This is a genomic window from Thermofilaceae archaeon (genome assembly GCA_038731975.1).
Lineage (GTDB): Archaea > Thermoproteota > Thermoprotei > Thermofilales > Thermofilaceae > JANXEW01.
The window spans coordinates 122720-133619 of the sequence record JAVYQJ010000003.1 but is presented as its reverse complement, the minus strand read 5'-3'; the positions used below and the strand labels follow the sequence as shown (position 1 = coordinate 133619).

Below are 10900 nucleotides of genomic sequence, written 5' to 3'. Positions count from 1 at the left end.
GCGCCTCGACCTCTCGAGAAGACACTCGTACTCCTCACGCTTCGTCATACACCGCCAGTAATCCCCACGAGGATGATGCAGATAAAGCTTAGCCATCTGAAACAACGTTAAGCCCGCAACCCCCAGCCCCCTGAAGCTCGCGGACAGCCAGCGCGCCAGCTCTAAGAAGTACGAGACGCCGTGGAGAAGCCCAGAGGTTGAGGGGGCACTCCGCCGCGGTAGGTAGCCCTAAGATCCATTAGCTGCGGCAGCTAGCATCAGAGACGCGCTCCGGGGCAACGCGTATGTGGATCAATTATCGGCCTGCTCCCTTTGGCCATTCAGTGATGTCTGATTACGTTACAGTGTCCGCGAAGATCCCTAGGAAGTTGAAAGAGCTACTCGAAAAGTGCGGCGCAAAGCCGAGCTCAGCCATCGGAAAGGCTCTGGGAGGAGGAAGTTCGGCGAAAGATGCTTGGGAGGCTCGAAGCGAGTGCTGCGAGGTTGGCTGAGGAGCTGGCTGGCATCAGCGAGGAGGGGCCAGCTTGATACGTGAGGACAGGGGAGCGGTGCCGTACCCTTCCGATTCCAGCTCGATCGTGAACTTGGTGAAGAGAGGCGTTCTCAAGCCGCTAGCTGCAGGCGTCACGCTCAGCATAACGGTCTACGAGGCCGCAAACGCTGTTTGGAGGAAGCGCTGCGAGGGCGAAAAAGCTGTCGTGATGGGCGATAAAGAGCTGAGAAACACTGCGGCAAAGCACGTGAGAGCTGTAAGCAACGCACAGACAATCGCGTAGAAGCTTCAAAGTTACCAGCTCCCTGCAAAGCCAGCTAAACATGGACCCAACAAGCACGATGGCTTCACGGTAACGCGGTAAAGGCGCGTGGATCCAGGAGCCCGCGCCCCGATGGCCGGGCGGTACATAGCCGGAGTGGCCGCTGAGCCCGGGAGGCCTTGGCAGTAAAGGCAGCGCGAGTTGGGTGAACCGGTGCTCAGCGCCACATACCGAAGCTTTTAGCGCTGTGAGCCGATGCTTGAGCGACGCTCAAGGAGAGGGAGCCCGCGGTGCTGCTGAAGCGCCGGAGCTGGTCAAGGGCGTGGAGCGCACCAGCCGCTCGCTCATCCGATTTGACGCCGCTTAGGCCCTCGTGAGGCTCTCACCCTTCCCTTCCGAAGCACCTTAACCTATGCACCCACATGCGTCAACCGTAGAGATGCTCCCCCAGGGATACTCAGCGTGATCTGCGAGCACATCAGATGGGAAGCAAAGAAAAGCAGCATCTCAAAAGGAAGAGAGCGGGCCCTGAAGCCCAGCAAGGGGTAACCGTCAGCCGCTTCACCTCGCAGCGCTCCGGAGAAGCGCTTTCACTGGTGAGGCCTTACCCCGCAGGGTCCCAGAGCGGGCTCACTAGCTTGGTCCCCACCCAAGCGCGCTGCTACCCATGTATAAACTCCATGTTACTCGCCCCGGCTCTGAACTTACTTAAGCGAGGGGCAAGCCCGCATGCGCAAACCGATGCAGAGTGTTCAGCTCTGAAAGCCCTGGGCGAGAGAGAAGAGTGCATGCTGCTATCTTCAGGCGCGTTTCCCAAAGCTAGCCCCTAATAGAAGTATGCTAAGCCGGCCGGCCTGGTAGGCTCAAGCTTACCGCTCACAGGATCCACTCTCAACCCCAGGTCCTCCAAAGTCCTCACCCCGAGAACACTCCTAGCCCCTTTAAAGCAGGCGACCAGCGTGGCGGCGGATCGATCCCCAACTTTCACCACGACCGCGTACACGCTCGCCTCGACCACTCTGCCGTCGCCGAGCTCTAAGCGAACCTTGTACGGTATAGGCCACGCACCCACCTTCTCGGCGACCTCCTCGTCCAGCACCGTGTAGCTCGCCCCCGTATCCACGAGCACGCCCCTCAAAGGTACCTCTCCCCTAGCACCCCTCACCACGACGTCGACGTAAACATGCCCCATGCCGCCCCCCATCTCAAACCTGCGTCCGAAAACCTCGGAAAGCCATAACCCTTACGCTTTACGGCTGGAGGCACGGCTCCCGCGTCCGCATCAGCTAGGACACCACCCCAACCTCCAGCTCCTCCGAGAACCAGCCGGCACGCCAGCTCAGGGAAGTACGAGGCTCCGCACCAGTGACAGAAAACTGTGCAAGAGCACCGGAGCACAGGATCAGCTCGAAAGATCACTAAACTTCCAACCCCCCGGCACTTCAGTCGGAGGGCAGGCCTCGGGGAGCGGGGCGATCAGCCGGATTGCCTAACGCGGTTCACTGCTTCAGCAGCGCCCTCTTCAGGTCGGCCACATCCCTCTGCACTTCAACGAGCAGCTTACTCATCTCCAGCATCGTCTTCTGCATCTCCACAACGGCCTTCTGCAAGTCGCCTAACACCTGGTAAACACCATCAATCCTCCCACTCAACCGCTCATCCAGCTCATCAATCCTCTTGTTCAAACGCTCATCGAGCATGTCGATCCTTCTATTCAAACGCTCATCCATCTCGGTGATCCTGGCGTTGAACGAATCAGCCAGCGCGTCGATCCGCTTATTCGTTTCATCAATCCTCCTGTTCAACCGCTCGTCCAGCTCGGAGATTCGAGTGTTGAGCGAGTCGGCCAACGCGTCGATCCGCTTATTCGTCTCATCAATCCGCCTCGATAAGTCCCTCACGACGGCTATGGTGAGTACGGCCAAGTCCTCCGCCTTCAACCTCTCACCCTTCTCCATCTTCCTCACGATGATCTCCAGGGATTTGTCGAGCGCCAATGACAGCAGCTGCTCAGCCACCCCAACCACACCAATCCAGCCACCGCCAAAAGATAAAGTTTTACTAAACCACAAAGCCTTAACACTGCAACCCCGCTTAAACTCCTCACCCTATCCACTTCAACAATACTGCGATACATGTTCGTCGGAAGCTCCCTCGATTTCGGCTACCGGTAGAGCATCTCCACTGCTTGCTGCTCGAGCAACCCGGGTCCGCAGCGAGGAGTGCGCCCAGGGCTGCACCACGGCGAGCGCCTAGCTCTCCCCCTCCACTGGCCACGAAACCGATCCCCTGCCCCCGCCCCTCTCCCTCAGCGATCCCCAATCCCGCATAGCTGCTCGCAACCTACTTCAAAAGGCTCTCCACGATCCTCAGGTACCCCTCGGCTTTCCTAAGCTCCTCCTCGAGGTCCTCCGGGTCGAGAGCTCCCTCGTGGAAGCCCAGCACGTGCAGCTTTTAGGCTCTAGCGTAGAACTTGTCGTCGAGCCCCAGCTCAGCGAGCTCCGCTCTCCCAGCCACGAGCCTCCGCAGCATGGCTTTCCTCTCGGCGTAGCTGGAGGGCTTACCCACCCCACTCCTCACGAGGAGCAGGTCGGTGGCCAAGAGCACGGCGAGCCAGGCCTTCTCGCAGGCATCCCTGAACAGCAGGGGATCCCCGTTCTCCTTGAACCTCTCGAACCCCTCGCGAGCGTGAGCTAAAGCCCTCCACGCCTCCTCGATGGACATGCGAGCCGAAAACACCGGGGCAGCTGCCCTAAAAACCCCTTGGGGGCGAGGCCCCAGGAACCCTCTTAGGCTGGAGAAAACGGAGCGTCGAGCAGTCCCCGAAGCGCACCCCGATGGCAAGAGCCCGCCATCGCGAGACCTCTTCAAACCTCGAAGAGTCCGTCAAGCTAGAGACCGTCACGCCAGCAAGGCCCGCTCGCAACGACCGAGCGGCAAACCACCCGCTAAAAGACCCCCCATTCGCTGCGCAGATCCAACGATTCGCAACAGGGTCTTAGCCCAGTTCAGGTATCCCGTCTCGGTAGCCCCCTTCTTCACGAAGCTGGCTGCCGTACCGCCCTCTTTATTGTCGCTAGCTCCAGCGCGCTCACGCTCGTAGCTCCGAACCTCCGACGCTGCATTGACGCTAGGGGCTCCACCACCCGCGCAGCGCTCAATCAAGTTTTCACAGCTTCGCGTCTACGGTTCTAGTACGCATCGTCGTACCAACGCGCGCCGCGTTTCAAACGTCATGTCGTCTTCCTGATCTTTCCTGCTACGACTTGTCTAGTGAAGTTTAGTAACCATTCGGTTAGCGGTAGAGCAGCTTTTACGTCTTCCACCCTATACTTCGCCTCATGGAAACCCCATACGTGGATGTCGCACGCATCCTTCCACGCGAGTCTAATCCTATCCTCCTTAAGGGTCTTGGATAGGTCCGTCGAAGCCATCCCTAGAAGCCAAGTATCCCACTTACCCCTCCTCTTAACTTCTTCAACCTGCGGCACGTTGAATACCTCCGCCAACGCTTTGATGCACTCTTCGACAGTTTTATACAACTTTTCAGATGCTTGAACCGCTTCACCCTTCTCAAGGTATAAATTGGCCTCTTCAAAAAACCTCGATGCTAACTCTAGGCGAGCCTCAGAAATTTCCTCAGGATCCAGCTTAAGCTCCTGAGCTAAGACTTTTAAGATGAGGTCTCCGATGTCAAGGCCTCTCCTCTTAGCTTCTTCAGCAGCCCTCCTAGGAAGATACACGACCTCAACCATGAGTAGCCACTTTTAGCACTCGTATATGTCATATAACGTTTTCCGTTTTGGCCATCTCTCAGCGTAGGATTGCAGTCAACCCTGCTGCCGCATCTCAATGCACTCCTCGACATCCCCCTGCAGCTTTTCAAGCACTCTAACGCCTATCGAGCACGTAGATGCCCTCGCTAGTTCTAAACGGCCCGCACGATCTCAACCTTTAGCGGCCACCAGCTCACGGCTCAGCCGCAGCCGCGTCGTCCCAAACGTCCAGAGCGAAAACGGTAGTCTTCTGGTAAGCCCACCGCTGCTGGGTCACCCCTCTAGCCCATCTGCTCCAAGGCTACCACGCCTATGAGTAGAATCACGCCCCTCAGTCTAACGATAACGGGGGGCTGCGCTACCCCACACTGCCTCTATTATAGCTTTGGCTGCAAGCCTAACTTCTCCAGCACCCTCGGCTGCTTCAGCCGAACGTTCGCTCAACGCTCGGCAACGCGAGTCCCGCAACCACATCTTCAGGCAGAGCTGGGAAGGTTGCGCCCGTATCGACGAGAGCCTCCACCTCCACCTTCCTGACCTCTTCCAGCCTACGCTTCCCTTCCACGTATTGAACGTAATCGACAGCGTTGTAGAACGTAGCCTTCACGCAAATGTGCCCCATCGCATCGGCCGCGGAAAAGACTCCGCGAGTGCATAAATACCTTTAGGATTTCAAAGTGCGCCTCGAGATCGTCGAAACGCATGTTTGCGGCCTCAGCGTGAATGGTCGCGTGTAGTTTCAAGCGAGCTATGGCAAGGAGCTCCTGAACCAGCATCCAAGAAGCGGTATTCGACTAAGCCGCCCCCCGGTCTCAAGGGTTCTCCACCACGAGAACGCACGCGTTTCAGGCTCATCGGATGTCACTTCGAGGGGCTTGCATACCTAGCCCCACCAGCTGGCGTACGGGACGCCGTGAAGCGAACCTCCATCTTTCCGAAGCACGCTGTAGGATCTCGCATCAGGCTCTCCCTACCACCCGTAAGGCTCACCTACGCTGTCCCCTACGAGCTGAACCATACACGATGGTTTTGGCAGTTTAAGCCCGCGTTGAAACCATCCCACCCTGCTTAGCACGCTTCTCTTTCGCTCAATGCTGGAATTTACCCGCGATGGTTAGAGGCTTCAAAGCTTAGGGTGATCAAACGAGGGCGTTAGCAGCCAAAGCGTCTGCGATCATTTGCGTCAAAGCATTTAAGGCCGTTTCAGCATGACTGTTTAGGCTTAGCAATGGGTTTCACGCACGTAAAGGTGAAAGTTGCTAATCCGGTAAACCCAACGAGGGTGGAGGAGGTTGAGCTGCTGGTGGATAGCGGCGCCATCTTCACCTCCATACCCGGCGAAGTCCTGAAAGGCTTGGGTTTAGGGCCCATCGACCGCGTAAGGCTCAGAGTTTACGGGGGAGCCGTTATTGAGCGGGAGATCGGGTGGGCTTTAATCGAGTACGAGGGCGTACGCAGAGTCGCACCCGTGATTTTCGGAGAAAAGGGTGACACCCCAGTGTTTGGAGCAACAAGTTTAGAGTCTTTAGGTTTCCAAGTCGATCCAGTAACCAAAAAGCTAAAACCAGTAGAGTTTCTGATGATTTAATACCGCTTGCAACGGTTCAAAACGTTTTACTCAGAAACTAAGTAAAGCGCTCTAGTGCGCACCGGAAAACGCGCTTCACCCAGCGCCCCCACATCACTCCCCGAGCCTCTCGGAGTAACTTAGGAAGGTCACAGCGCCGGTAACGCTTCAACCTTCCCAAGCTGCTTCGTTACGGGATCAACCCCGAGCCTCAAGCCCTCTAGGGCGTCAACGCCCAGAACTTCAGCGTCCTCACATTCCGCAAAAACGACGATCCTGGTGGCTGAGAGAAGCCTCCCATAGAAATAGCGTGGTAAAAGCGAGGAGAACCCTATGAGGACCTGCAGGAGTCTAAGCTTCAAAAGTACGGCGACCCCATAGCAGGGGCTTCTACACCCCCTAAGCGGTGCGAAGCGCGGGAGCGCGAGGGCTGAAGCGAACAAATGGAAAACAGCGCGAAGACGTGCAGCTCCTGAAAAGCCCAGCAAGCGTACCCCAACCGGGGCCGTCCGGTCCAAGGAGTGATTGTAGATGCTCGACGAGCGTTTCTCACAACAATTCACCACTTCCCCCCACAGCCATGCCCAGCACCTTCCTCCCACGCGACCCCAGCTTACACCATCCCCAGGGAGCACGCCCAGCCTAACGTAGAGCTCGCGGCGGCAACCCAGACAGGAGGGCTTCGCCGACATCGCTCCTCAGAGGCACATCCCCGTTTCGAGAGCCTTCTGAAACTCCTCAGCGCAGCTCAGCCCCTTCGGCTGTTGCGAGAGATATCGATGGAGCCTTCGGCCGAAGAACCACGGTACTGTCGATGATCGCGAATCCCACGCTTCGATAGCCCCTTAGACACCCGCTCTTATCGCCTCGAACGTTCAGCCCAAATGTTAGCCCTATGACGAGCCCCCATCGCTGGGTCAACCCTGAAACCCGTGCTCCAGGACCACCACGCCCATGGTGAATCACGCCCTTCGACAGTTGTTCTTCGAAGGAAAAACTAAAGAGAAGTTCATACAGACGCCTAATCATTATGTAGTATCTTGCTACCATTCCTTGGTCTTAAAAATAGAGAGTTCTGTACCCAGTACGGTGGAAGTAGGATTACGTCTCGCGCGGCTGTTCCGGGTTTCACTAAGGTTGATGCTAATTCGTATTGTCGGAGCTGAGCCCCACGCCCTCCAAAGTTAAAGCATCTCCCTCCCCAATCCGATCAACTTATATGTTGATGCATCGATAAAGTTCGGTGGTCAAATGGGTTACGTGAGGGTGAAGGGCTTCGTCTGATCGCCCGAGAAGGCGAGGGTTGAGGAGGTGAACTTTCTAGTTGATACGGGCGCTTACTACACAGCCTTGCCTCCGCAGCTGACAGAGAGCCTGGCCATAAGGCCGATGGCGAGGGCTGAGCTGCCGACAGCCGACAAGAGGAAGGTGGAAGCCCACCTATCCTACGCCTACATAAGGATAGGAGAGAGGGAGGGGGTTTTGCCCGTTGCGATAATGGAGGCCCTGGAGCCCACGCTCGGCGTAACGGCCATGGAGGGGCTCGGGATAAAAGTCGACCCGACGACGGGTAGAATAGAGTACACTAGACCCTATGGACTCGCGATACTCTAAAACAACCGAAGCATAAGTTTATCGAACCTTCGCGGTGGAAGCTTGACGAGCATCACGCCTTCAAGCAAACTTTAGCAGAGGTGTCGAATCCGCACTCGAAAGGCCGCACCCGATCAAACCGCTCCCCTAAGGCCCACCGCAAGAGCAGGCGCGCTCCAGGCTCATCGGACTCCACGCCGGGGGCGTAACGTAGCCCCACCGGCCGGCGCGAAGCCCCAGCAACGCTTCCCCCACCCGCCCGATCGAGCCTCACAACCCCCACCACCACCACCCCCTCCGCCAAGCCTCCACCATCGAGCGCCGCGGCTCTAACGAAGCTGAAGCTAAGCGTTCGCTCGACCGAAGGCCTCCTCGCTAGGAGAACGCGGCTTTCACTCCCGGGGATGCCACTCGCACTGCTCCAGGCCGGTGCGGACCCAGCCTACGCGGACGCCTCAGCCGCCCCCAGCCTGGCGCTCAGCTACAGGCACAGGGGGCTCTCAGCCCCGCTCTACCCGCCCCCTGACCAACCTGGAGCTGCTCAAGCTGGCCGCCCGGTTGACCCGTAACCCCCGTTTCCTCCCGGACGCTACGGCGAAGGTTTTTAGCCTAGAGCCAGCCTCTTTACGCGATGGTGGAGCTGAATCGGGCGATCCCTAGACGTGTGGTGCTATGCATCAAGACGTACCTCGATGATATCAGGTCGCTCGACGAGTCGGTCTGGAAGGAGCTGCCATTCCCCGAGCCGGCAAGCTTCAGCGACGGTAGGGTCGGCTACTTCCTCCTCGCTGAAGCCGGCTTCCCCTACCTCGCCTACGCGCTCTTCGGCGATGACAAGCCGCGCGACGAGAAGGAGGAAGCCCTCTACTACACCAGAGACATCACCGTCGACATAGGCAAGGTGCTGTTCAATTTGCCCTTCCGCTTCTACGACTTCACCATCTATTGGCCGAAGGTGCTCGAGGTGGCGGGGAACGAGGTGCAGCGCTTCTTGGAGTGGGCCGAGAGGCTGACGCTGGGGGACGTTGAGGCGATGCTGGACTGGCTGGAGGAGCTCGAAAGGCAGCAGCGGGTCGAGCCAGAGATCTATTACGACCCGGACGAGGAGTGCCTCAAGAGCATCAAGAACCTAGCTGCATTGATGCGCTGGCTCCTCGACGAGCGGACCAGGCAGTACGTTACCCTCGTAGCAACCGTCAACCCCAGGCTTGACGAGCCGGGCGTGGATTGACTGGGTGGGAGAAGTGGAGGCTCGGTATAGGGTGGCTCCGGCGGCCGCGGTCTCGCTACCCACGCCGTCAGAGCCGCCGCTCACCTTCGCCGACCAAGTCTACGGCCGGTGCACCTACGGTACGCCCTTCTGGGGGTGCCCCTCCGTCGCGGACGTCAGCGGTATCGGGATTGGAGCCGGCTTGGCGTCCCTCCCACTCGTTCTGCGGGAGGTTGCGAGGCAGATGCAGCAGCTGGCGCCCACAGTGCAGCAACCGAGCCAGCAGCCGGGCGTGCCGACGGGCCACATCGAACAGCCGAGGCAGGCGGAAGGCGCACAGACCAGTGCCGTCGGAGTCGACTACCAGCAGCAGGCTCAGGTACCTCGGGAGAAGCTCGTTCAGCTGTGGAGGGGCAAGACCGAAAAGAGGCTGATGGAGGAGGCCGCTAAAAGAGGGTGGAAGGTTGTAAAGCTAAGGGGGTCGGACGCTGTAGTGGAGAAGGTATCTAAGCGGGAGCTGCTGGACTTCATGAGGGAGCACGAAGAAGTGCTCCGCAACATCCTGGGCGGCAGCTACGACGAGCTGCATAGGCACATCCAAGATCGCAAAGATCCCTACTTTAAGAGGAGGCTGGACTTTAGGTTCACGGGCGGGGGTAGATCGTTCTTCGTCGAGGTGAAGAACGTGAACACGATGTCGGCCAACAAGCTGAACACGCTCAAGGAGCTGCTCATCGACATCTACCTCAACGTGAACAAAGGCATCAAAATAGTCTGGCACCTCAGCCACCATAACGCCAGCGACGTCTACTTCAGTGTCATCAGCGCCTCACTCGCCTTCCGCATGGAGTACTGGATCGGCTACAGCGGCATACCCTACCCCTAGCGGCCCGGGGCGTAAAGGTAGAAAGCCGCAAACACCCCGTTTTTCTCCCCGTTGCTAGAGCGAAGGCTTTTTAGACCCGTTTCAGCCTCTTTACGCGATGGTTGAGCTGAAGCGAGGTATTCCCAAGAAGGTAATACCTTACGTCTCGGCCCCCGTCGACGACATCCTGACGCTCGACGAGTCGATCAGGAGGGAGCTGCCGTTCCCCGAGCCGGCAAGCTTCGAGGACGGTAGGGTCGGCTACTTCCTCCTCGCTGAAGCCGGCTTCCCCTACCTGGCTTACGCGCTGTTCAGCCACGACAAGCCGCGCGATGAGAGGGAGAGGCGCCTGTTCTATGACAGATTGATCACCGCCGACATAGAGCATGTGCTGCGGAGCAAGTTCCCCTATTTCTTCTACATCTTCACCGTTCGGCCGTTCAGCCTGCTCGACGCAGCGGGGGATGAGGTGCAGCGCTTCTATGAGTGGGCCGAGAAGCTGACGCTGGAGGAGGTGAAGGCGATGCTGGACAAGCTGGAGGAGCTGGAGAAGCAGCAGCGGGTCAAGCCAGAGATCATCTACGACTCGCCCGAGTGGTGCCTCAGGAGCATCAAGAACCTGGCCGCACTGCTACGCTGGGCCCTCGACGAGCGGACCATGTTTGACGTTAGCCTTAAAGTGACTGTAAGCCCCAGAGAGGACGAACCACACGTGTATTAACGGGGTGGGAGGAGTGAGGGCTCGGCATATGTCGCATTTGAGAGAAAGCTGGACTTGAGGTTCACGGGCGGGGGTAGATCGTTCTACGTGGAGGAGAAGAACGTGGCAACGTTGTCGGCCAACAAGCTGAACACGCTCAAGGAGCTGCTCATCGACATCTACCTCAACGTAGTGAGGGGCGTTAAGATAGTCTGGCACTTCAGCAGCCACAGCACCGGCGATTTCTACCACAAGCTAGTCGGCACCCTTCTCAGCTTCCGCGTGGAGTACTGGGTCGGCCCAGGCATACCCTCCCCCTAGCAGCCTAAGGATAGAAAGCCGCAGAAGCCGGGAATGGAGGCTCGAGGGGGTCGGGGAGCCCTCCGAGGAGAGCGCGGCTTCCCTCCCATCGATGCCGCTCGTACTGCTCCCAG

The 10900-nt window shown here is 58.3% G+C and carries 17 protein-coding genes; 9 read left to right on the top strand and 8 right to left on the bottom strand.

The features are described 5' to 3' along the window. Window positions 1-326 precede the first annotated feature (326 nt). Both QXF46_03325 and QXF46_03320 read left to right on the top strand, forming a co-directional pair. The gene (locus QXF46_03325) at window positions 327-491 is read left to right on the top strand and encodes a hypothetical protein (protein ID MEM0225884.1); all 165 of its coding nucleotides are present in this window, start codon (window positions 327-329) and stop codon (window positions 489-491) included. 33 nt (window positions 492-524) lie between these two features. After that, a complete protein-coding gene (locus tag QXF46_03320) occupies window positions 525-776 on the top strand; it encodes a hypothetical protein (GenBank protein ID MEM0225883.1) in 252 nt (83 codons plus the stop codon). An 805-nt stretch (window positions 777-1581) separates the two neighbouring features. On the opposite strand, the gene QXF46_03315 is transcribed toward QXF46_03320, so the two are convergent. The 6 genes from QXF46_03315 to QXF46_03290 all read right to left on the bottom strand — a co-directional run bounded on the left by QXF46_03315 (window position 1582) and on the right by QXF46_03290 (window position 5153). Then, a complete protein-coding gene (locus QXF46_03315; GenBank protein MEM0225882.1) occupies window positions 1582-1947 on the bottom strand; it encodes an aspartyl protease family protein in 366 nt (121 codons plus the stop codon). Between the two features lie 307 nt (window positions 1948-2254). Next, window positions 2255-2782 carry a hypothetical protein gene (locus QXF46_03310; GenBank protein MEM0225881.1) on the bottom strand — a complete coding sequence of 176 codons (528 nt, stop codon included), beginning with the start codon at window positions 2780-2782 and terminating at the stop codon, window positions 2255-2257. Between the two features lie 427 nt (window positions 2783-3209). Next, on the bottom strand, window positions 3210-3479 hold the full coding sequence (locus QXF46_03305; GenBank protein ID MEM0225880.1) for a hypothetical protein: 270 nt from the start codon (window positions 3477-3479) through the stop codon (window positions 3210-3212). Between the two features lie 177 nt (window positions 3480-3656). Continuing rightward, entirely contained in the window at window positions 3657-3920 is a 264-nt protein-coding gene (locus tag QXF46_03300; protein ID MEM0225879.1) for a hypothetical protein, read from the bottom strand. Between the two features lie 68 nt (window positions 3921-3988). Then, a complete protein-coding gene (locus QXF46_03295) occupies window positions 3989-4510 on the bottom strand; it encodes a PaREP1 family protein (GenBank protein ID MEM0225878.1) in 522 nt (173 codons plus the stop codon). A gap of 445 nt (window positions 4511-4955) precedes the next feature. Then, a complete protein-coding gene (locus QXF46_03290) occupies window positions 4956-5153 on the bottom strand; it encodes a hypothetical protein (GenBank protein ID MEM0225877.1) in 198 nt (65 codons plus the stop codon). Window positions 5154-5780: 627 nt separating this feature from the next. On the opposite strand from QXF46_03290, the gene QXF46_03285 reads away from it, so the two are divergent. After that, window positions 5781-6119: a hypothetical protein gene (locus tag QXF46_03285; GenBank protein ID MEM0225876.1), complete on the top strand. Its 339-nt coding sequence runs from the start codon at window positions 5781-5783 to the stop codon at window positions 6117-6119. A gap of 128 nt (window positions 6120-6247) precedes the next feature. Here QXF46_03285 and QXF46_03280 read toward each other — a convergent pair whose 3' ends face one another. After that, entirely contained in the window at window positions 6248-6460 is a 213-nt protein-coding gene (locus QXF46_03280; protein ID MEM0225875.1) for a hypothetical protein, read from the bottom strand. A 949-nt stretch (window positions 6461-7409) separates the two neighbouring features. On the opposite strand from QXF46_03280, the gene QXF46_03275 reads away from it, so the two are divergent. After that, window positions 7410-7712 (top strand): aspartyl protease family protein, encoded by a 303-nt coding sequence (locus tag QXF46_03275; GenBank protein ID MEM0225874.1) that lies wholly within the window; start codon window positions 7410-7412, stop codon window positions 7710-7712. Window positions 7713-7764: 52 nt separating this feature from the next. On the opposite strand, the gene QXF46_03270 is transcribed toward QXF46_03275, so the two are convergent. Further along, a complete protein-coding gene (locus tag QXF46_03270; GenBank protein ID MEM0225873.1) occupies window positions 7765-7995 on the bottom strand; it encodes a hypothetical protein in 231 nt (76 codons plus the stop codon). Window positions 7996-8095: 100 nt separating this feature from the next. Here QXF46_03270 and QXF46_03265 point away from each other — a divergent pair, with 100 nt between their 5' ends. The 5 genes from QXF46_03265 (at window position 8096) to QXF46_03245 (ending at window position 10787) form a co-directional block, all read left to right on the top strand. Further along, on the top strand, window positions 8096-8260 hold the full coding sequence (locus QXF46_03265) for a hypothetical protein (protein MEM0225872.1): 165 nt from the start codon (window positions 8096-8098) through the stop codon (window positions 8258-8260). A 62-nt stretch (window positions 8261-8322) separates the two neighbouring features. Next, a complete protein-coding gene (locus QXF46_03260; GenBank protein MEM0225871.1) occupies window positions 8323-8922 on the top strand; it encodes a hypothetical protein in 600 nt (199 codons plus the stop codon). A gap of 13 nt (window positions 8923-8935) precedes the next feature. After that, entirely contained in the window at window positions 8936-9787 is an 852-nt protein-coding gene (locus QXF46_03255; protein ID MEM0225870.1) for a hypothetical protein, read from the top strand. 97 nt (window positions 9788-9884) lie between these two features. Continuing rightward, window positions 9885-10487 carry a hypothetical protein gene (locus tag QXF46_03250; protein ID MEM0225869.1) on the top strand — a complete coding sequence of 201 codons (603 nt, stop codon included), beginning with the start codon at window positions 9885-9887 and terminating at the stop codon, window positions 10485-10487. Window positions 10488-10541: 54 nt separating this feature from the next. Further along, window positions 10542-10787, top strand: coding sequence for a hypothetical protein (locus tag QXF46_03245; GenBank protein MEM0225868.1), 246 nt, complete (start codon window positions 10542-10544; stop codon window positions 10785-10787). The last annotated feature ends 113 nt before the right edge of the window (window positions 10788-10900 follow it).